17 protein-coding genes and 1 pseudogene are annotated in these 20,707 nt (G+C 46.6%); 3 read left to right on the top strand and 15 right to left on the bottom strand.

The genetic code is table 11. The features are described from left to right. The first annotated feature begins 106 nt into the window (after positions 1-106). On the top strand, positions 107-589 hold the full coding sequence (locus tag M1D98_RS04460; protein WP_010330873.1) for a MarR family transcriptional regulator: 483 nt from the start codon (positions 107-109) through the stop codon (positions 587-589). A gap of 112 nt (positions 590-701) precedes the next feature. Continuing rightward, complete coding sequence (locus tag M1D98_RS04455; RefSeq protein WP_268536051.1) at positions 702-2,258, top strand: MFS transporter; 1,557 nt, start codon at positions 702-704, stop codon at positions 2,256-2,258. On the opposite strand, the pseudogene bstA reads toward M1D98_RS04455, so the two are convergent. The 3 genes and pseudogenes from bstA to estB form a co-directional block, all read right to left on the bottom strand. Next, positions 2,255-2,790 (bottom strand): annotated as a pseudogene (gene bstA, locus M1D98_RS04450) (bacillithiol transferase BstA). The gene M1D98_RS04455 and the pseudogene bstA overlap by 4 nt on opposite strands. A gap of 160 nt (positions 2,791-2,950) precedes the next feature. Next, the gene (locus M1D98_RS04445; RefSeq protein WP_010330875.1) at positions 2,951-4,039 is read right to left on the bottom strand and encodes an acyltransferase family protein; all 1,089 of its coding nucleotides are present in this window, start codon (positions 4,037-4,039) and stop codon (positions 2,951-2,953) included. 205 nt (positions 4,040-4,244) lie between these two features. Beyond that, positions 4,245-4,877 (bottom strand): esterase EstB, encoded by a 633-nt coding sequence (gene estB / locus M1D98_RS04440; protein WP_268558943.1) that lies wholly within the window; start codon positions 4,875-4,877, stop codon positions 4,245-4,247. A gap of 281 nt (positions 4,878-5,158) precedes the next feature. Here estB and padR point away from each other — a divergent pair, with 281 nt between their 5' ends. Then, positions 5,159-5,707, top strand: coding sequence for a transcriptional regulator PadR (gene padR / locus M1D98_RS04435; RefSeq protein ID WP_010330877.1), 549 nt, complete (start codon positions 5,159-5,161; stop codon positions 5,705-5,707). A gap of 108 nt (positions 5,708-5,815) precedes the next feature. On the opposite strand, the gene M1D98_RS04430 is transcribed toward padR, so the two are convergent. The 12 genes from M1D98_RS04430 to glvA all read right to left on the bottom strand — a co-directional run bounded on the left by M1D98_RS04430 (position 5,816) and on the right by glvA (position 20,096). Beyond that, entirely contained in the window at positions 5,816-6,973 is a 1,158-nt protein-coding gene (locus tag M1D98_RS04430) for an ABC transporter permease (protein ID WP_456280040.1), read from the bottom strand. A gap of 13 nt (positions 6,974-6,986) precedes the next feature. Further along, on the bottom strand, positions 6,987-8,177 hold the full coding sequence (locus tag M1D98_RS04425; RefSeq protein ID WP_268558945.1) for an ABC transporter permease: 1,191 nt from the start codon (positions 8,175-8,177) through the stop codon (positions 6,987-6,989). Positions 8,178-8,188: 11 nt separating this feature from the next. Further along, on the bottom strand, positions 8,189-9,124 hold the full coding sequence (lnrL, locus tag M1D98_RS04420) for a linearmycin resistance ATP-binding protein LnrL (protein WP_010330881.1): 936 nt from the start codon (positions 9,122-9,124) through the stop codon (positions 8,189-8,191). Between the two features lie 143 nt (positions 9,125-9,267). Further along, on the bottom strand, positions 9,268-9,930 hold the full coding sequence (gene lnrK / locus M1D98_RS04415; RefSeq protein ID WP_039076240.1) for a two-component system response regulator LnrK: 663 nt from the start codon (positions 9,928-9,930) through the stop codon (positions 9,268-9,270). Next, on the bottom strand, positions 9,927-11,129 hold the full coding sequence (locus M1D98_RS04410) for a sensor histidine kinase (RefSeq protein WP_121642168.1): 1,203 nt from the start codon (positions 11,127-11,129) through the stop codon (positions 9,927-9,929). Before M1D98_RS04410 ends, lnrK begins: the two co-directional genes overlap by 4 nt. Before the next feature lie 118 nt (positions 11,130-11,247). Next, complete coding sequence (locus M1D98_RS04405) at positions 11,248-12,105, bottom strand: VOC family protein (RefSeq protein ID WP_268558946.1); 858 nt, start codon at positions 12,103-12,105, stop codon at positions 11,248-11,250. A 17-nt stretch (positions 12,106-12,122) separates the two neighbouring features. Next, on the bottom strand, positions 12,123-12,527 hold the full coding sequence (locus tag M1D98_RS04400; RefSeq protein WP_121642166.1) for a DoxX family protein: 405 nt from the start codon (positions 12,525-12,527) through the stop codon (positions 12,123-12,125). A gap of 153 nt (positions 12,528-12,680) precedes the next feature. After that, positions 12,681-14,495 carry an ABC transporter ATP-binding protein gene (locus tag M1D98_RS04395; RefSeq protein ID WP_121642165.1) on the bottom strand — a complete coding sequence of 605 codons (1,815 nt, stop codon included), beginning with the start codon at positions 14,493-14,495 and terminating at the stop codon, positions 12,681-12,683. Continuing rightward, positions 14,489-16,210, bottom strand: a complete 1,722-nt coding sequence (locus M1D98_RS04390; protein ID WP_010330891.1) for an ABC transporter ATP-binding protein — start codon at positions 16,208-16,210, stop codon at positions 14,489-14,491. The genes M1D98_RS04395 and M1D98_RS04390 overlap by 7 nt, the downstream gene beginning before the upstream one ends. Positions 16,211-16,315: 105 nt before the next feature. Then, a complete protein-coding gene (malP, locus tag M1D98_RS04385; RefSeq protein WP_121642163.1) occupies positions 16,316-17,902 on the bottom strand; it encodes a PTS maltose transporter subunit IIBC in 1,587 nt (528 codons plus the stop codon). 15 nt (positions 17,903-17,917) lie between these two features. Beyond that, entirely contained in the window at positions 17,918-18,682 is a 765-nt protein-coding gene (gene glvR / locus M1D98_RS04380) for a MurR/RpiR family transcriptional regulator GlvR (protein WP_268558947.1), read from the bottom strand. 64 nt (positions 18,683-18,746) lie between these two features. Next, the gene (glvA, locus tag M1D98_RS04375) at positions 18,747-20,096 is read right to left on the bottom strand and encodes a maltose-6'-phosphate glucosidase (protein ID WP_010330895.1); all 1,350 of its coding nucleotides are present in this window, start codon (positions 20,094-20,096) and stop codon (positions 18,747-18,749) included. Between the last annotated feature and the right edge of the window lie 611 nt (positions 20,097-20,707).

Below are 20,707 nucleotides of genomic sequence, written 5' to 3'. Positions count from 1 at the left end.
CCGTTATTTTTCGGACAAAGTCCCGCATGCGGTTTCTGCTCACTTTCTTTCAGGAGTGAAAATCGAGTAATATGGTAAGTGGAGCGAATGATGAGGAAGTGATGAAATGGAATATAATTTACATGATACAACGGTATTAAACGAAAACATTCTTTCATCTGAGGAACGGGAAATATGGGTGCTCTATATGAAAGTACTAACCTCTGCCGGGCTCGGTGATGTGTCCGAGTGGATGAAGCTTGATATGAGCATGCCGCAAATGAAAGTGCTGATGCTATTAAACAACCATGGAACTCTGAAAGTAAGCGATATTGCTGAAAAAATGGGGGCATCTCTGTCCAATACAACAGGGCTGCTTGATCGCCTTGAGAAATCAGGGTTTGTCAAACGGTCACATTCTGAAGAGGACCGCCGCTCAGTGGTTGTTCAGTTGACGGAGAATGCAAAAAATATTTTTCGGGGCCTTTATGAAAAAGGCCACCTGAAATTAAAGCGTTCCTTGGAGCTGCTGTCCCCTGAAGAAAAACAGGCTGTTTCCGAAGGGCTTTCTATCCTTTCCAAAGCATTAGAGAAAGCGAAAAAAGAATAAATCTACCAAGTCTGTCTTCTGCAAACCGTGGAGGCAGGCTTTTTTTGATTGACATTTAATTCACTTAGAATGAATAATATATTTGAAGTGAACAAAAAGGGAGTTGATGAATATGTCTGAAGCATCGATAGAACAGAAAAGCCAAAAGTGGGCGATCAGCCTGTTTACCATCGGTGTGTTTATGGCTGCGCTGGATAATGGTATTATTTCGGCGGCTTTAACAACGATAAACGAGTCGTTTGCCGTTTCTCCTTCCTGGGGGTCGTGGGGCATTACCCTTTATACGCTCGGCCTTAGCGTCAGTGTGCCGATCGTCGGAAAACTTTCCGACCGCTACGGCAGAAAGAAACTCTTTCTCATTGAGGTTTGCCTCTTTGGACTTGGTTCTTTGCTTGTTGCTTTGAGCCAAAGCTTCCCGCTCTTTTTGATCTCACGGCTTATTCAGGCGCTTGGGGGCGGCGGTATTTTCATTATCGGCAGCTCACACATTCTCGCTACCCTTCCAAAAGAAAAACAAGGGAAGGCGCTTGGGCTGCTTGGCGCGATGAACGGGATGGCTGCTGTGCTCGGGCCGAATATCGGAAGTTTCCTGCTTGATTGGACCGGATCTTGGCACTGGCTGTTTCTGATTAATCTGCCAATTGCCGTGTTATTGGTTGTTTTCGGCGCATGTTTTATTGCAGAAACGAAAGCGCCTGTAGCTAAACGGCTTGATACGGCGGGAATCTTCCTTTTATCCTTGTCGATTTTAGCTGTAATGTACGGCATGACGAATCTTGACGGGGCAAATCTCTTCACCAGCTTGGGAGATCCAAAGGTTTATGGGTGTATTGGTTTTGGCATGCTCTGTTTTGTGGGGCTTATCTTGTTTGAAAGGCGGGTTGAACTGCGCGGAGGCGATCCGATTTTGGCGTATTCTCTGCTGCGGAACCAACTATTTCAGCGCACGCTTATCATCGGTTTGTTATCTGGCGGACTCTTGGCGGCGGTCATTTTTATCCCGTCATATGTTGAGCAGTATTTGGGTGTTCCTGCCGCAAAAGCAGGCTATTGGATGACTCCGCTTGCGTTAGCTTCAGGCATCGGCGCTTGGCTAGGCGGAGCGCTCACCGACAAAAAAGGGCCGGTGAAAACCGTTATACTTTCCGGAATTATTTCATGTGCGGGGTTTGCTTTATTTCCGCTCTGGGTGACGGGGAAATGGGAGTTTGTGATCGCAAGTGTGGCAGCCGGAATCGGCTTTGGCTTTCTGTTGGGCGCGCCGCTGAACGTCCTAGTATCAGAGGCGGCGAAAACGAATAAGGGCACAGCGCTTGGCACGCTTTCATTGGTAAGGCAAATCGGGCTGACATTGGCGCCGACTCTTTATGCAGGTTTTATCACAGCCGGGTTTGACCAAATCGGTGATGAAATCAAGAGCCGCTTATCGGACAGCGGGCAATCAGGAACGGCTATGCAGATGATTCCGGAGATCGACAGTTCTGATGTTTCTTCTTTCCAAGAACAAATCGAACGCATTCCCGTGCCTGAAGTCAAAACCGCGATAAGCGATGCCATTCATGCGAGTGTCGCCAGCGGCTACGATCATTTATATGCTGCCGCCGCTTTGATTTCTCTGCTGGTGATTGCCGCTATCAGTCTTCCGGCTTTCCGCCGGAAAAAGCGTTAAGACCAACCCATCCGTTTAGAAAGCTCCATCATCTGGGCGATATGATGATGTGAGTGCCAGACATACAGCCCGAGCGCGTTCTCCAAGGTCATGATCTCTTTTGTGTCGGGATGATAAAAACCGCGCTGAAATTGCTGATCCGTCAGGGTGCGGAGAAGAGCCGTCCATCTCCCGTGAAGCGCCTGCAAAAGCGCGAGTGAATCGCTTGGATCTGCTGTTTTCGAGTCCTTTAGCTCCGACCACGCTTTTTCATCATATGGACGGATGGCCGGTGTCTCTTCCGTCAAGCTTAATTTAAACCGAATATAGCTGTTCATATGACTGTCAGCCAGATGATGAACCACTTGCCGAACGGCCATCCCCCGTCTCGGTAAGGTGTGTCAAGCTGGCTGTCCGTCATGCCTTCAACGGCTTGTTTCAGTTTTGCCGGCACTTCTTCAAGAGCTTGAATCCATTCTGCTTTTTGCTCCTTCGATACAGATTTCCTCGGCTTGTATTCTCCAATTGGATAGCTTAGATTGGCTATTGTCATGGAAGTTCCCCCTTCTGATTCGTCATCTCCCTTATTTTACAAGAAAATAGTGCACGCTGCATAAATTAAAACCCGCTGAAAGTTGAAGGAATGGAGGACTGCAATCATTATGTAAACAGAATAAAACAATCGGCAGGAGCCTCTCTCCTGCCGCTTGCTTTCACCCTGCGTGATCACGCACTTCCACTGTTGCTTTCTTCTGTTTTGGCTGATAGACCTTCCCCACAAATAAATAACCGTACTTGAATTTATTCAGTGCCCATGAGGTCAAGATCGGGCCGGCTGTACAGACGGCAAACAATAGAAGAACAGCCGGTACGGCAGGAATTCCGGGCATATTTGTAAGCAAAACGTAGCCTATGATCATAAAATAGGCATGGAGCAGATAAATCGAAAAGGAATAGTTGCTGATAAACATCATGATTTTTGGCACATGCTTCATTTTCGAAAACAAGTGAAAGCACAGGAAAATCATGCTTGTCGAATACAGCATGATATCAGGCCGTTTCGAGCTGATCATGCCGGTATCCCCGGCATAAGAAACCGTGACAACAAGCGCAGCAGAAGCTAATGCAGCGCCGTATATCACCCAGCGGTATTGGTTCAGCAGCGCTAAAAAGCGCTTGTACTCTTTTCCGCAATAGTAGGCAAGACAAAAGTAGAAGAGCCAGCCTGCGAACGGAACCCAGAAGAACGGAAACGACCCGCCTTCTTCAGAAGCAGGAGCCGGGCTGACCGCTGAGAAATAGCTTAAATAAAAGGCTGTCACCACAAATGAGATGGACAGCACCCATTTCGGCGATGCTTTTTTCAAATACTCGTGAAACATCATGTGCAACATGTAAAATTGAAAGATGACAAGAATGAAGTATCCGATAAAATTTCCTAACAATACATTCGCCAGATACTTTTGCACTATCGCGAGAAAGGTAACCTCTCCCCCCATCGCACTTGTCATCAACAGGGCATCAATAGCCGCGATAAATAAAAAAGGAACGAAAATCACTTTTCCCCGCTTCTTTAAAAAACCGTCAGGCACCCCGCCAGGATAAGAACGGGCCAGCAAAAATTCAGAGATGAAAATGAAAGCAGGCGTGCTGAACATCAGAAGTGTCCGAAAAGAATCTACGGTGTGAGAAATATTTGCGAGAGCTTCTGCTTGAAGCATCAAGACCATTGAAATGATATGGAGCAGGACGACACTTAAGCACGAAATGCAGCGGATCATAAAAATTTCTTTAATTTGCATAACAGCGCTCCTTTTATTTCAAATTTTTAGAAATCGATGGTTGTACCTTAACATGGCCTTTGTATTTGAAAAAGTGCCTAATGTCATAAATGAGAGTATGTATGATTGACGAAATCACTTTTTGGCAGATTTACTCAAACAAGATGCTGTGAGAATCGAAAAAACCTGCTGTAATGGAGACAACAGGTTTTTTCATATGAAAATATTAATTTGTATTGAGGCCTCCGCCATTCAGCCCTTCTTTGATATAGCCGTTCACTTGGCTATTCGAAAGCAAGCCAATATGGCCGATGCCATAAAGCTGGATGTTTCTCGCTCCCTGTAATCGAGACAAGCTATTCATTACGATTTGATCATTTAGGCTGTAGATAGATGTATAGAGGATTTTTTGATTAGGATCTGTACCGGGCAGCGCTACAGATGACACTAAACCATTAGCCCCTCCAAGTGTTACGACATTTTGAATCTTGTTGCCCCCGCCTAGATATTTAATATAATACAGCGTGTTGGCGCCGCCCATACTATGAGCAACAATATCTACTTTTTTGGCTCCCGTCTCTTTTAAAACCCGGTCAATATATGAAGCAAGCTGCGGGCCATTGTTAAAGTTGTTACCTGTCTTATCATAAAAATCAATGGCATACAGTTTGTTGCTTTGCCAGCCTTGAGAAATTAAGTAGTTTTTAATAGTAAAAAAGTTGTATGAGGCACCGCTTATTCCATGAACAAGAACGACAGGATTATGTACTGATTCAGCTTTTGCGCTTGACGGCGGTGCGGCTAGAACAGATAGAATCAGCGATAAACAGATAGTGAATGCAATAAGTATTTTTTTCACGTTCATTCCCCCTTAAAATGTTTGTACCACCAATTTCCTAAAAACTATTTTGTTAATACCTTTTTTCAGAAAAGTCAATTAAATATATAGTCTTGCTAAGTTTAAGGGGTCCAATATGATAATTTCTGGAACACAAGACCTATCTGCCATCTTTATTTAACAAGCTAACCGGGTTGTGTTCCCTTCCTCCCTTTTCTATAATAAGGGGAATAGGCAGTTAGGATCACAGTTGAGCATTGGCTCATCTTTTTTGTGAAACAGCCATAGACACGGAGGATAGCATGAGAGTATTGAAATACGCCATATTAGGGCTTTTGCGGAAAGGCGAATTGAGCGGATATGATATTACAAGTTATTTTAAAGAGGAGCTCGGCCAATTTTGGAGCGCCAAGCACAGCCAGATTTATCCTGAGCTCAAAAAGCTCACGGATGAAGGATTTATCACGTTCCGCACAACGATTCAAGGCACGAAGCTGGAGAAAAAGATGTACACCCTGACAGACAGCGGAAAGCAGGAGCTGCATGAGTGGCTGATCCGCCATCACCCGATACCGGAGACGGTGAAGGATGAATTTATGCTGAAGGCTTATTTCATTTCTTCCCTGTCGCGGCAGGAGGCTTCTGATTTGTTCACAGACCAGCTGCGAAAACGCAAAGCCAAGCTGTCTGATCTGCAGGGAAGCTATGAAAAGCTTATGGCTTCAGCGGAACCTATATCGTTTCAATCACCGGACTTCGGACACTATCTCGTGCTGACAAAAGCGCTGGAGCGGGAGAAAAATTATGTTTCTTGGCTGGAGTCGATTTTAGCGATGATAGATGAGGAGTAGCGGGACAAGCCTTCAAACCGGACGCGTATGTAGCCTGCTTTCCTTCATCGGCCGACGTAAGGGTTTAACGATATGAAAAAAGCATCTGCCTCGGGGACAGATGCTTTTTTAAGGTCGGAGTGCTTTCAGCCCCGCCGCGAAGGTAATGGCCGCAAAAGCAAGCAAGATGCCGCAAATCCCGAGAATATCTGTGACGTGCGCACCGTTAGCGAGAATCTCAGTCAGCCCGCTCATCGCCCACTTTTGCGGAAGAAATTCAGCGATGGCCTGCATAAACTTCGGCTCAATGTCTATCGGCCAATACATTCCGCTTACCATACACGTTGCGATGACGAACAAGTTGCCGAACGCAAGCTGCTGTTCCGGCGTTCTGACATTGGCCGCAATGGCCAACCCGATGCCGACAACGGTCAGCAGGAAAAGCGATACTAACACAATAACCGCAGCCGGATTGCCCCAGCTGATGCCAAACATCCAATGGGTAGCGAGAAGCAAGATGCCGAATTGAATCCACCCAATCACAAAGAAGGACAGCACATATCCTGCACCGATTTCTGTCCGGCTGACAGAGGCTGTAAGCAATCTGGACCAGACCCCGTTTTTTCTTGCCTCTAAAATGGTTCCCGCCGCCCCCATCATGGTCAGCATGACAAACAAAATAGAAAAGCCTGCTGCTCTGGAGGCTGTGTCACTTGCGCCAGCCCCTTCTTTTTTATCGCTGAGCGTCTTTCGTTTGACGGCTGGTGCCGCATCTTCATGCTCTTTGGCGATAATTGTTTTATAGGCCGCCTTCCAGCTCTCCCCCGCTGCCTGAGCTGACGTTTTCGCCGCGGCAACCTGAATGTTGAGCTTTGCCAATGTGCTTTCTGCATATTGTTTGGCCATCGGTGCTTCGGACAATTCCGGGCCATGGCGGAAGATCAGCTGGGGATGTTTTCCTTTTTCCAACTGTGTCTGGAACGATCGGGAAATGGTGATGATCCCGGCAATCTTCTTTTGTTTCAGCTTTTCTGACGCTTTGCTTTCAGACATGTTTTCAAATGTATACATATTATCGTGTGTCTTCAGCAGCCGAACATAATGCTGGGAAAGAAGCGTGTCGTCCTGATCTACGATCGCAAGCCGCAGCTTGTCGTCACTGCCGCCGATCATCCCTCCAAAAACAAAGGTCAGCAAAAGCGGGGCAGCGAACATCATCAAATAGTTCTGCCGCTTCTTGAAAATAAGAGAAAGCTCTATGGCGCAAATGGCTAAGATTTTTTTCACTTGGTGTACCTCCTTATCTTGTATGAAGCCGTCTGATGCCAAGCATGAGTGAACAAAAGCCGATCGCTGCAAAAAGAAGCACAGGCTTTTGAAGGTCAGCCCAGCCTCCTCCTTCCATTAAAGAAAGAAAGCCGTCAAGCGCCCATCGATTCGGCACCGCTTTGGATACAGACTGCAAGAAGTCCGGAAATTGGTACAGCGGCAGCATGGACCCGCCAAGAACCGCAAGCAATTGAATGCCGAAGCCGCCGATCGCATCCGCCGATTTCATATCGCTGATACATGACGCAAGCAACATTGAAACGCCGGATACAGCGGCAGCGTATGAAAGACCGAGTACACTGACAAACAGCAAATTGCCTCCCCAATCTACTCCGAATACTTTGATCGTGACGATCAGGAATATCAAAAATTGTATAATGGCAAACAAATAGGTTCCGAGCCATTTTCCGAAGAGAATGACAGGTTTTTGCGCAGGCGTCATCAGCATTCTGGCAAGCGTTTCCGTCTCTTTTTCCTGTAAAAAGGATTTCGCTCCGACTGTCATATGAAACAGCATAAACATGCAAAGCATGGCCGCCGAATAGTACTGAAAACTGGTAACGGCCTTGCTGCCAACTGATTGTTCTTTCATAGTCAACTTATTACCCGTTTCTTTTTCAAGCACCTTGACCAGGTTGTCTGCAAAGTGTGAAGGATCAAGCTTTCCTTGTTTAACAGCTGATGTTTTGCTGACGTAGTCCATTGAAGCTGACGCAGCTTCTTTTACCGTTTTATATTGGTCTATGAACGACGCGGCGGCTGTTTCGATGATGGAACTTTTTAATGTTTGATCAGGAGCAGCATAAACGAAAGCTGATGTTTTGCCGGCTTCCCAACCGTTCGGGATGACGATGCCAACATCGATTTTCTTTTCATCGAGCAGGCTCTTCATCTCATCTTCGCTGCTGGCTTGTGTGACCTTTAGTGACTTCATTTTTTTGAGCACATCTGTTTGAAACATGTTCGCTGCATCTGACTGGTCTGACTGGACATAGCCGACTTTGATGCCGTCAATCTGGCTGCCTCCGTCAACAACCGATCCGAGCGCCGCCCCTAAAATACAAGTCAGGATCAACGGCATTAAGATCAGCATCATAAATCCTTTTTTGTCCGTGATTCTGATTTTGACATCTTTCCATGCGATCCACATGCTTTTTTTCATAGCCGTTCCTCCTAATCCCGCAACGTGCGGCCGGTCAGATTCAGAAACAGGCGCTCTAGATTTGGTTCCTGCACTTGAAGAGACAGCAGGTTGATATGGTGGGCAGCGGCCTCCGCAAGCAGTCCGGTGACGACGTTCTCATGGTGTGCCGCAGAAATTTCAATTCTGAGCCCTGACTCATGTACGGTCACATCATTTACATGGGCCAGTGAACGGATCGCAAAAAGAAATGCTTCATCGATTGCATTGACAGTGAGCTGAATAATGGTATCGCCGCCAAGGCGGCTGCACAAATCGGTTTTTGTGCCGATCGCAATCATTTCTCCCTGATCAATAATGCCGATCCGGTCGCATAAATACTCGACCTCTTCCATGTAATGGCTCGTATAGATCACCGTCATGCCCGTTTCATTGAGCTGTTTCACCGTTTCTAAAATGTGATTCCTCGATTGAGGGTCGATGCCGACAGTCGGTTCATCCATGATCAGCAGCTCAGGCTTGTGCATTAAGGCGGCACCGATGTTGATTCTCCGTTTCATTCCGCCTGAGAACGTTTCAATTTTATCCTTGGCCCGCTCAGTCAGGCCGACATATTCAAGGACCTCTGCCGATCTTTTTTTGGCCTCACCGTGCGTAAGTCCGTACATCTTCCCCCAAAACATAAGATTTTCATGGGCCGTCAGCGTCGGATATAAAGCAATTTCCTGCGGGACAACGCCGATTTTTTGTTTCGCTTTGGCGGTTTGTTTGCCGATCATATAGCCGCCCACTGTGATATTCCCGCTGTCATGCGGCACGAGGCCGGAAATCATCGAGATGGTTGTGGACTTCCCCGCACCGTTCGGCCCGAGCAGCCCGAACGACTCCCCTTTTTGGAGGGAAAAAGAGATGCCTTTCACGATTGTTTTCTTTCCATATGCTTTTTTGATGTTTTCTGCTTGCAGCACGTCGTTTCACTCCTTTTGTAATCCCATTGCCATTGTAGAAAAAAGAAAGGCGTGCGGCATGTAGCGGCAGATAGAATGTAAGGCATGAAAAAAAGGCCTTTAACAGGCCTTTTCAAAGAAACGCATATGCCGAATGTCACATGTCAAAAGTCAGACACACCATGTCTGACCGAATAGATAGCGGCTTGGGTTCTGTCTCTGACAGACAGCTTGCTGATAATGTTCGACACATGATTTTTCACTGTGCCTTCTGTAATGTACAGTTTTTCGGCAATTTCTTTATTATTCAGCCCATACCCCAGCTCAGCCAGAACTTCCAATTCACGCTCGGTCAGGTCGAGCAGCTCCTTAGGTTTATCTGTCTCGTTTATCCCTTTCAGCTGTTTTTCGCGCTTCCATTCATTCAGCATCTGTGCAGTCAGTTCCGGAGGGAGAACCATTCCGCCAGATTGAACCGTCATCACCGCTTTTACAATCGTGTCGGCTGACATGTCCTTCAGCAGGTATCCGCTCGCCCCTTCTTCAAGCGCTTCTGCAATCAGCTCTGAATCCTTGAAGGTCGTCAGCATCAAAACCTTGACACCAGGCAAAGAACTTGTAATCAATTTTGCCCCCTCAACTCCGTTGGAGACCGGCATTCGGATGTCCATTAACACGATATCCGGCTCAAGTTCTTTCGCCTTTTCGAAGGCTTCCTGCCCGTTTCGCGCTGTTGCGATCACATCAAGCTCTTCCCTGAGCTGCAGCAGTGATGCCAGCCCTTCTCTGACGATATCCTGATCGTCGGTAATGATGATCTTAATCATGATAAACTCTCCTTTTGCTGCACGGGCCCGAAGCTCCATTTTTTATTAGCCAGTGAAAATTCGGCGATTACAGTAAACCCCTGATTTTGTTCGCTCTCAAAGCGGATGCTTCCACCATGCTCCGCTGCCCGCTTTTTCATGTTCAATAGGCCAAAGCCAAGTGCCGTCTCGGGATTTCCTTTTCCGTCATCCTTAAAGACAAGGCTGATGTTGTCCGTTGCGCAGGCAAGCTGTATCGAACAAGCTGTGGCGCCCCCGTGCCGTTTGGCATTGGTCAGTGCTTCCTGCACTGTTCTGACCAATGTCGGATGAAGAGATAGCGGGATCAGCGCAGGATCGCCGCTGACCGCAAACTCGGTTGTAACTCCCGCATTTTTGTAAAAGTCTTCGGTCAGCTGTTTCAGCGAATCGATGACCGAAGGAGCACTTTCCGTTTGCAGAGTGCGCACTGATAAACGGACGTCATCAAGCGCTTCACGGGCAAGTGTTTCACAAACACTGACTGTCTCCTCCGCTTTATGGCCATCTCTTTTTTGCCATTCGCGCAGAAGCTGCAGCTGGACGAGAAGCGCCGTCATTTTGTGTCCCACTGTATCATGGATGTCCCTTGCCATTCTGTTCCGTTCATGAATGGCCGTCAGTTCTTCAACCTGCTTCGCATATAAATGCAGCTCCTGGTGCGCGGCAGACAGCGCTAAGTGGGATTCCGTCAATTCCTGAACCTGCTGTTTCGCCGTATCTTGCGCATCCAACAGCTTGCGTATTAATTTGCCGACGACTCCGCAGAAGACGACAAATGTCATACTGATGCAATGATCCATGACATACTCATCGCCGAACATATGATATGTACGAATGAGCACAATCAGCCACATCATAAAACAAAGACACAGAACAGACCATACTGTTTTTCGATCAAATCCTTTCATAAAAAAGGTAACAGCAACCGGACTTAGCAATGTGATATATAAGCCTGTACCCGGAAACATGAAACCGAACGAGAAACCCACTGTAATATCAATCAAACAAAACAAGATGGCATATTTCTCTGTTCTTAACAAGAGATGGTTTGATAAAAAGATGGCAGCACTTACAGCTATGAACAAATACTCATACCAACGGTCATCTTTAACAAGAAAAAAGTAAACCGAACAGCTTACCATTAAAGTAAAAATCCTAGTAAATATAAGAGCCTTCACGCTCATCACTCCCGTTACCCAATTCCCTTCTTATCATACCTGCCACAGGTCATTTTTGACAGGAGTTTCTGGAAATTAAAAAATCCCCCTGCCGTTTGTTCGGCAAGGGGGATTACAGTCAAATCACAAATACAATATGGGCCCCGGAAACAGGATCTTTTACCCTGAAACTGTTTTCTGTTTCTTCGATCAAATACCCGGCACGTTTCACTCGATCTGCCACTCGGCCCAGTTCCTCTTGATGAGGCAGAACAACCTTGTACTCATCTAGTCCGCTGGCATTTGTCGGTTTAGGCGGTGCGTTTTTTCCCGCCCAAATGTTTAAACCGATATGATGATGATATCCTCCGGCTGAAACGAAGAGCGCGGACATGCCCGTATAGTTTCCGACAATGTCAAAGCCCAGTACATCTGTATAAAACGTTTTGGCTTCGTTCAAATCACTGACATGCAGATGAATGTGTCCGATGGTGGTACCATTTGGAAGTATTGTTTTACGCTCATCTCCGGCCTCTTCCAAAAGACCTTCGATGTCAACAGCGGTTGTCGTCATGACGTAGTTTCCTTCACGATCACGCTGCCACGTGCTGCGGGGGCGGTCAGCGTATATTTCAATGCCATTTCCATCAGGATCAGACAGATAGAGTGCTTCGCTGACCGCATGATCCCCGTGGCCGATGGCAATGCCGTGTTCAATCAGGCGGGCAAGCGCCATACCAAGCTCCTTCCGGTTCGGAAGAAGAATCGCAAAGTGATAAAGCCCCGCTACAGACCGTTCAGGCAAGACAACAGCGCTCGGATTTTCTTCAAGAATAAGCAGGGCGCGTTTTCCATCAGCCGTTAATTGAGCTTGGCGGTCCGTCTTTTGTAAGACTTGAAAACCGATGACGTCACGGTAAAACGCAAGAGACCGCTCCAGACTGCGGATTGTGAGTTTGACATCTCCAATATGTGTGTCTTCATGAATGCTGGCCATGCTGTACGCCTCTTTTCTTATGCTGATATGTTTTCGCTCTTTTTTCCTTTAAACACAAATGGGTCCAGCGCCAAGAAACGGCTTCCTGATAGCGTAAGGTGGATGGATGTCAAAAGCAGAAGGTAATCAAATTCTGCATTCCCCATGAAAGGCGCTTTCAGCTTGACTGTAATAATGGCTCCGATCATTGTGAGGGCAAACAGGACGCCGACAATACGTGTAGCCAATCCGAAGAAGACAAGCACGCCGCCAACGAGTTCAATCGTTGCGATGACATACGCCATAAAGCTTGGCAGGCCTAGGCTTCCGAAAAATTGGATGGTGCCTTCCATTCCCTGAAACTTTGATAAACCGTGAACAAAAAAGATAATACCTGTCATAACTCTTAAAAGTAATGTGCCGATTTCAAATGATTTATTCATGTTATCCTCCTTGATAAAAGTTATCACTTACTTAATGTAAGCTAGTATATATACATAACTTATTTACGTCAAGTAATTTTGTTACATTTTACGAAAATGAAATAAAATTACTATAAAACTGTAACAAAAAAGACCTTTGTGCAAGACAAAGGTCTATTTCTCAAATTGGCTTTCATATAAGTCACTGTAAAATCCTTTTTGCCGAATCAGCTCGTCATGGCTGCCTTTTTCAATCATTTCGCCGTCTTTCAGTACCACAATCTGGTCCGCTCTTTGAATGGTGTTCAGCCTGTGGGCGATGATGACGCTTGTTCTCCCCTCCATTAAACGGGCGAGCGCTTCTTGAATGTTGACTTCTGTTACGGTATCAATGTTGCTAGTTGCTTCATCCAAAATAAGAAGAACCGGATCGGCAAGCACCGCCCTCGCGATGGAAAGCAATTGTTTCTGTCCTTGGCTAATGCCTGATCCATCTTGCGTCAGCACAGTATCATACCCTTTTGGCAGCCTTTCAATAAAACTGTGGGCATTCGCTGTTTTTGCAGCGGCTTCGACTTCCTGATCAGATGCATCGAGCCTGCCGTAGCGGATATTTTCTCTGATCGTTCCCTGGAACAAGAACGAATCCTGAAGCACAAACCCCATGTTTTTCCTTAGGCTTGCGCGAGTAACGGTTTTAATATCTGTACCGTCGATTAAAATCGTTCCCTCTTTAGGTTCGTAAAAACGCGCGAGCAGGTTGGTGACGGTGGTTTTCCCCGCTCCCGTCGGCCCGACAAACGCGATGGACTGCCCGGCAGGCACGGTAAACTGCAAATGCTTCAATGTCTGCTGCCCCTCATCGTAACCGAAGGACACATTCCGGAATTCAATACTGCCGGTTTGAATCGGCTGATGTACGGCATTCCTTTCATCCTCGCGCTCCTCTTTTTCATCAAGCACGTCAAACACCCGTTCAGCGCCAGCAATCGCGGACAGCATCGTATTAAACTGGTTGGCCAAATCGTTTAAAGGGCGTGTAAATTGCCTTGAATACTCAGCAAAAACGACAATAGTGCCGATCGAGATCCAGCCTTTCAGCGCGAACAAACCGCCGATTGCCGCAATCAACGTAAAGCTTAAGTTATTCAAAGAGTTCATGACTTTCGGGATAAACCCGGAAATCGTCTGTGCCCAGAAGCCCGAGGTCTTGAGCGCAGCGTTTTTTTTGAGAAACTCTGCAGTCATCTGCTTTTCTCGCGAATAAGCTTTGATGACCTTTGCACCCGAAACAGACTCCTCAATATATCCATTCAGCTCACCAAGGTTTTTCTGCTGTTCTTTAAACAGCTTTCCCGTCCTGTTGGTGATCCATTTCAGGCTCGCTGCCATCACCGGAATGATGGTCAGGGTAATCACTGTAAGAAGCGGACTCATGTACAGCATGACTGCAACCGTTCCAACAAAGGTGATGACACTTGATAATATTTGAATGACCGACGTGTTTAAGGTCGAGCTGACATTTTCGATGTCATTTGTCACCCGGCTCATCAGCTCGCCGTGCCGCTGTTTATCAAAAAACGGAATTGGCAGCTCGTGCAGATGGGTGAACAGCTCGCTTCTCATTCTGAACACAGTGCCTTGCGAAATCGTAATCATCCAATAGTTTTGAAACCAGAGCGACAAAGACTGAATCACGTAAATGGAGAGCAAAAGAAGCAAAACGGGAGTCAAGCCGCTGACTGTTTTTCCAACGATAAAATGGTCGATGGCCTTCCCGATCACAAAGGGGCCAAGGAGCCCAAATATCGCGCTGATGACAACCATCAGCATGACAAGGATGAGCAGTCCTTTTCGTTCAGCCAAGTAAGACCAGATTCGCTTCAGTGTGCCTTTTGCATCCTTTGCTTTCGCCCGTTTTTTCGCATTTTCATTTTTATCGATTGGCAGTTTAGGATATTGGAAAGGTTTGCGGATGTCTTTTAGCATGACTCGCTTCCCTCCCTTCCGAATTGCGATTCGTAAATGCGCTTGTATAAGTGCGATTCAGAAAGCAGCTCACTGTGTGTGCCTTTTTCAATCAGCTCGCCATCCTCAAGCAGCAAAATCTGATCAGCTTTCATCGCCGTGGTCATTTTTTGCGTAATAATCAAAGTTGTGCACTCATATGTGCTGACCGCCTCAAGCAGCTTCGCCTCCGTTTGCAGGTCGAGTGCGCTTGTGCTGTCATCTAAGAGGAGAATGGCCGGCTTTCGGATCAACGCCCGCGCAATGGAAATCCGTTGCTTCTGGCCGCCGGACAAGTTGACGCCTCTTTGTCCCAATACCGTGTCATATCCATTTGGAAGCTTCATAATCGTTTCATGAATTTGCGCATGTTTGGCCGCTTCCATTATTTCATCAAGTGAAGCATTTTCTTTGCCCCAAGCGATGTTTTCTTTGATTGTGCCGGAAAACAGGAGCACTTCCTGCGGTACATAGCCAATTTGCTTGCGAAGCCCCTCGGCCGGAACATCACGAATCGGCTTTTCATCTATGTAAATCCGGCCTGAATCCGGCTGATAAAGCCGGGGAATGAGCTGGAAGAGCGTGGACTTGCCCGATCCCGTCGCTCCGAGAATCGCGATTCTTTCCCTTGGATTTACGGAAAATGAGACATCTCGCAGTGCTTCTCTGTCCATGTCAGGATAACGAAAGGATACATGCTGAAACACAATCCGTCCCGACAAACGTTCAGATATGACGCCTTCCTCCCGCTCATCACCTTCCGTTTCAAGCACTTCGCCGATCCTATCCCCTGAAGCCTTCGCCCGGGTGAAAATCATAATCAAAAACGGAAACATCGAAAGCGCGCCCGTCATTCGTGTTGCGTAGTTAATAATCGCAACAACATCGCCGACCTGAGTGCCGCCGCTTGTGATACTGGAGGCCCCTGCCCACAAAATCAACAGGATGCAGAGGTTCATCAGCAGCATCAGCACAGGCATCGTGAATTCCACAAGCTGAAAGGCTGAAACCGTTTTTTCCATCAGCCTCGTGTTGGCTTTGATAAATCGTTTGACCTCGTGGCTGCCGCGAAGCAGCGCTTTGATCAGCTTCATCGCGGTTAGGTTTTCCTGCATGACGGTGTTCACCTGATCCAGCCGTTTCTGCACGGAGCGGAACAGCGCCCCGCCCTTCTTTAATACCCAAAGCAAAAACAAGATCAGGATCGGGATCGTCACAAGCAGAAAAAAGCCGAGCTTCACATTAACGGCGAGTGACAGCACAATGCCGCCTGCAATCATTAACGGAGCCCGCAGCATAAACCGCAAACCCATAAAAATCATATTTTGAACCTGTGTGACGTCGTTTGTCAGTCTTGTGATATACGAAGAGGACGAAAACTGTCCAAATGTAGAATAGGAGAAGGACTGGATTTTTTGAAAAAGCCCTTTTCTCGTATCATAGGAAAAGCTTTGGCTGACATGGGCGGCATAAAAGGAATTCAGCATCCCCGCCGCAAATGATAACGCGGTCAGTCCAATCATGACCGTGCCCCATGTCCACACATGACGGAGATCTTGCTTCAAAATCCCATCGTCGATGATTTTTGCGATCAATAAAGGCTGCATCAGTTCAACCGCAAGCTCCGTCAGCATGAGAGCCAGAGCAATTCCCACCAGCAATGAGTGTGGTTTTAAAAACGATAAAGCCTTTTGCATGTGAAAGCCCCCAAACCCCTTTTTACTCGATGATCTCTTTCTTTACTTTACTATGATGGCCTTTTTGGCGGCAAACGAAAACCCTCCCGAACAGGAGGGCTGGCTTTATTGATTCAATATTTTTTCCACACGCTCCCGCATTTGCGGAACGCTCAATCCGACAATCACTTGAAAGGCTTTCCCGTTCCTGACGACACCGTGAGCGCCCAGCGCGCGGAAGACGCTGTCGGGTTCAACCTTTGTTTCATCCTTGACGCTGACTCTGAGGCGGGTGGCGCAGTTTGTGACTTCTGTGATGTTGTCTTTTCCGCCCAGTGCTTCAATATACAAAACGGCGGTGTCAGCTGCCGTTTCAGCAGCGGCGGCTGTTTCGTCCCTTTTGTTTTTTCTGTCTCTGTATTCTTGTTTCGAATACAGCTTTGTTTCCTGCTGGTCATCCTTTTCCCTTCCTGGTGTGGCGATATTGAATTTGAGAATTAAAAACCGGAAGACGAAAAAATAAATAGCTGTAAAAGAGAGACCGATCACAATTTGATACACATACGTCATACCGTGGCTGCCAAAGAGCGGTATCCAGTTCAAGGTGGCCGCTTCAATCAGCCCGCCTCCCATGTTTCCGACGACACCCGCCAAATACATAACCGTTGACATTGATGCGGCAAGCACGGCGTGAACCGCAAATAAGAAAGGAGAGATGAAAAGAAAAGTGAACTCAATCGGCTCTGTTATACCGGCGACAATCGCCGTCAGCGTGACAGGAATCAGCAGTCCTGCGACGAGTTTTTTCTTTTCCTTGCTGGCTGTGGCATAAAACGCCAGAGCGATCCCCGGTATGCCGAAGATTTTCGAGTTGCCGTGGAGCGCGAAGCCGCCTTGCGGGAAGAGCTCCTTCAGCGGTTTGGCGCTTTGCGAATATTCGCCAAGATGCTGCGCCCAATACGTGACGATGCCGCCTTCCGCTACAGCAGGCCCATAAATAAACGGGGTGTAAATAAAATGATGAAGACCCGTCGGGATCAAAATCCGTTCCAAAAACGTGTAAATCCAAACGCCCACTGCTCCGGAAGCGACCAGGAAGCTTTGCATCGAGGCAATTCCCGATTGAACCATCGGCCAAATATAAGATACGGCCAAGGCGATCGGGATCATAATGAAGAAGGAAATCATCACGATATACGTTGAGCCTTGAAAGATGCCGAGAAAATCGGGCAGTTTTTTATCAAAATAGCGGTTATGCAAAAAGACGACAATCGAGGAAATAAAGATGGCTCCGATAATGTTGGTATCAAGCGTTTTAATGCCCGCGATCATCGTTAACCCGCTCGTTCCGCCGGCCTCTTGGTTCATATCGACGCCAAATGCGCCTCCCCATACCGTCAAGATCGAGCTGACAAAGTAATTGAACGTCAAGTAAACCGTAAGCGCTTCCAAACAAGCGCGTGCCTGAGCTTTCTTCGCCAAAGCAACCGGGATGCCAATAGCGAATAAAAGCGGCATTTGATTAAATACTGTCCAGCCGCCCTGCTCAATGATATACCAGCACTGGTACCATAACCCGTCAGGATTCGCGAGCGGGCCCATGAGGGTTTTATTTTTAAAGAGCGTGCTGACACCGACGATAATGCCGGCGAACGCGAACAATAGAACAGGCACAAACATCGCGCTTCCAAAGCGCTGAATTTTTTGCATCATACCAGAAACCCCCTGCTACTCAATGTCATTTTTTTCTGCCTCTTTGTAATCAACATATGCGCGGAACAATGCTTCGCCAACGAGAAAAAACGGTGCAAAAGCGACAATTTCCGTTTTATCGCTTAATGTCACAGGTTTGCTTGTCGCATAAAGGTTATGCGGCGTCAGCTGGGCGAGGACATTGTTTTTTAAATTTGTAATGGAAATAAAGGGAATCCCCTTTGCAGAAAGCGTTCTTGCCTGAGGAATCAGCTCCGGCGTTTCTCCGGAAAGAGAAATGATGATAAACAGATCGTTTACTTTAAAATCATCGCGCATCAGATGAAATTCATTTCTGTCTTCAATCAAAATGAGATACCGATGGCGCGGAATAAACATTCTTTGCAGATCGCGGGCGCATATCTTTTGCGCATTTCCCGATCCGTACACGAAAATGCGGTCAGCTTCATCAATCAGCTGGCACATGTCCGTCATGTTCTTTGTCATTAAGAACTTCAAATTCGCCTCCATATCGTCAAGCAGCTTTTGAAAACTCATACTCTCGCCTTCTTCCGGCTGATCTTCCCACTTTAAAAAGACGCGAAATTCACTGTAGCCGCTGAAACCGAGCTTTTGGGCAAGCCGCAAAATCGAGGAACGCGATACGCTGCAAGCTTTGGCCAGCGCGTCGATTCCAAGATGATAGCAGGTGTGCTTATGATTCAATATATATTTCAAAATATGAAAATCGTTGTCATTTAATTTACTGTAGTGCTGATTAATCAGTTCTTCGAGCTTCATATCAGATCCCCCCATTTTCTTTCTATTATATACAATTACAAATTTGAAAATGGGGGAATTTCAGTTATGAAATGCGGGTTGGGCTTTGATCAAGCTCTGGCCAATAGTCTTGATTGGCCTCTATTAAATCCTCAAGAATGAGCCTTGCCACACGCGCGTTCGGCACTGTTTTTGACAGGATCAGCGCCTGCCACAGCTTTTGGAACGATTTCTCCGCCCACGCTTCAACCGTCAGTTTCTCTACAGATACCTGCTGTTCCATCAGCCCTTTTTGGAATTGCGGAATGGTGCCGACGGTGACCGGTTCAGGCCCATTAGAGCCGACGATACAAGGCACCTCGACCATCGCAGTCGGGTCAAAGTTCGCAATCGCGCCGTTGTTTTCAACGATCAACAGCATTCTTTCACCCGTGTTGTAGGCAATTGCCCGAGCCAGATCAACGATATATGATGCGTGATCATCAATTTTGATTTCGCTGTTTTGAGATGACTGCTCGCGTGTGATCATGTCACATTGGCTGAAAATAAAGGCTTCGCGCCCTTCCATCACTTCGTTTGCCCGCGTGTGATTTGGATTTGATTTTTTCACCATATCATCCGGGAACAAGTAATATTGCAAATACGTATTCGGCAGAGTGTCCGGGTCTGCTGCCTGCACATCACGCGCTTTGGCGAACGTGTCATTCCAGCTCGCCTCCACAGCTTCAGCCTCCGTTTTCGGAATGTACCCGTATTGAGATACATGCTCCTTCAGCTTCGGCATTAAATCGTTGCCCTCTTGATCTTGAATCGATGTCCACCAGCCGAAATGATTTAATCCGTAATAACGGACCTTCATTTCTTTTCTTGAGGACAGTCCGAGAATATGCGCCATCCGGTCTTCAATGCCAACCGGCATATCGCAGATGTTCAGGATTTTCGAATTCGGTCTAAGACGTCTCGTTGCTTCGGCTACGATCGCCGCCGGGTTGGAGTAATTGAGCATCCACGCATCAGGCGAATATGTTTCCATGTAATCTAATATTTCAAGCACACCGCCGATCGAACGCATACCGTACGCGATACCGCCCGGCCCGCACGTCTCCTGGCCGACAACTCCGTACTTTAACGGAATTTGCTCATCGAGCGCGCGCATCGCGTATTTCCCTACCCTGATGTGCGCCATGACAAAATCGACATCTGTAAAGGCTTCTTCCGGGTCAGTCGTCGCTGTAAATTCTATATCCGGCGCTTTTTCTCTAATAAATACATCACAGGCGCCCGCAATGCGATCCTGTCTCTCCTTATCATTATCATACAGCTTCAGCTTTCTGATCGGAAACTCCTCCAAATGGTCCAAGAGCATCAGAACAATCCCGGGAGTAAATGTGCTCCCTCCGCCCGCTATGACAATTGAGAATGATTTTTTCTTCATATGACGACCTCCTTGATAACGTTTACAATTCCATTTATATCATGGGAAGGCCCGTTCCGTAACACGTTTGGCGCACTTAGGTCATTTGATCAACTTTAGTGTTTTTTCTCATAGGGCGGGAAATTTCTCGAGTTGCATTGAGAATTAGCAAAAAGAATAAACCAACCTAACATACCTTATTATTATCAAATAAATGTTAGTTAAAAGTGAATGTACCAGGAGAGGATATCAATTGAAAAAGGACAATGGTTTTTTACCCCAAAAAAATAAATGAAGCATTACTGATAGGCACTATTTTACAGATGCCATTTGGGATTTCACTTTCTGCATGCTTTATTGATTAATAGACAGTGAGACTCCTCGGGAGATAATATATATAATGATTTTTGTTATTTTCTTTATTATCCCCCTATGTTTACATATTTCTGGTTAAAAAAATATCCAAATCTAAAGAAAAATGTTAGTCCATTTAAAACCATAATAGTAGGTACTAATTATTAAGGAGAAACACTGTGAGAAATATACGGGTTACTTATATTAGAAAAATCTTTTTTATCCTTCATTTGCTCCTTATGACGGGTACTGACACTCGGAGTCTCATTAGTTCCCGA

The sequence above is a fragment of the Bacillus sp. K7 genome (assembly GCF_053903245.1).
This window is presented reverse-complemented; position numbering and strand designations above follow the sequence as displayed.

Excerpts from the sequence above, each read along its gene's own strand:
- lnrK (WP_039076240.1), bottom strand. The coding sequence starts at position 9,930 with ATGATTAAGATCATCATTACCGACGATCAGGATATCGTCAGAGAAGGG.
- glvR (WP_268558947.1), bottom strand. The coding sequence starts at position 18,682 with ATGAAGCTCGAAGAACTGATTAATCAGCACTACAGTAAATTAAATGAC.
- M1D98_RS04460 (WP_010330873.1), top strand. The coding sequence starts at position 107 with ATGGAATATAATTTACATGATACAACGGTATTAAACGAAAACATTCTT.
- padR (WP_010330877.1), top strand. The coding sequence starts at position 5,159 with ATGAGAGTATTGAAATACGCCATATTAGGGCTTTTGCGGAAAGGCGAA.
- glvA (WP_010330895.1), bottom strand. The coding sequence starts at position 20,096 with ATGAAGAAAAAATCATTCTCAATTGTCATAGCGGGCGGAGGGAGCACA.
- malP (WP_121642163.1), bottom strand. The coding sequence starts at position 17,902 with ATGATGCAAAAAATTCAGCGCTTTGGAAGCGCGATGTTTGTGCCTGTT.
- M1D98_RS04425 (WP_268558945.1), bottom strand. The coding sequence starts at position 8,177 with ATGAAAAAAAGCATGTGGATCGCATGGAAAGATGTCAAAATCAGAATC.
- M1D98_RS04395 (WP_121642165.1), bottom strand. The coding sequence starts at position 14,495 with ATGCTAAAAGACATCCGCAAACCTTTCCAATATCCTAAACTGCCAATC.
- M1D98_RS04445 (WP_010330875.1), bottom strand. The coding sequence starts at position 4,039 with ATGCAAATTAAAGAAATTTTTATGATCCGCTGCATTTCGTGCTTAAGT.
- M1D98_RS04400 (WP_121642166.1), bottom strand. The coding sequence starts at position 12,527 with ATGAATAAATCATTTGAAATCGGCACATTACTTTTAAGAGTTATGACA.
- M1D98_RS04455 (WP_268536051.1), top strand. The coding sequence starts at position 702 with ATGTCTGAAGCATCGATAGAACAGAAAAGCCAAAAGTGGGCGATCAGC.
- M1D98_RS04405 (WP_268558946.1), bottom strand. The coding sequence starts at position 12,105 with ATGGCCAGCATTCATGAAGACACACATATTGGAGATGTCAAACTCACA.
- M1D98_RS04390 (WP_010330891.1), bottom strand. The coding sequence starts at position 16,210 with ATGCAAAAGGCTTTATCGTTTTTAAAACCACACTCATTGCTGGTGGGA.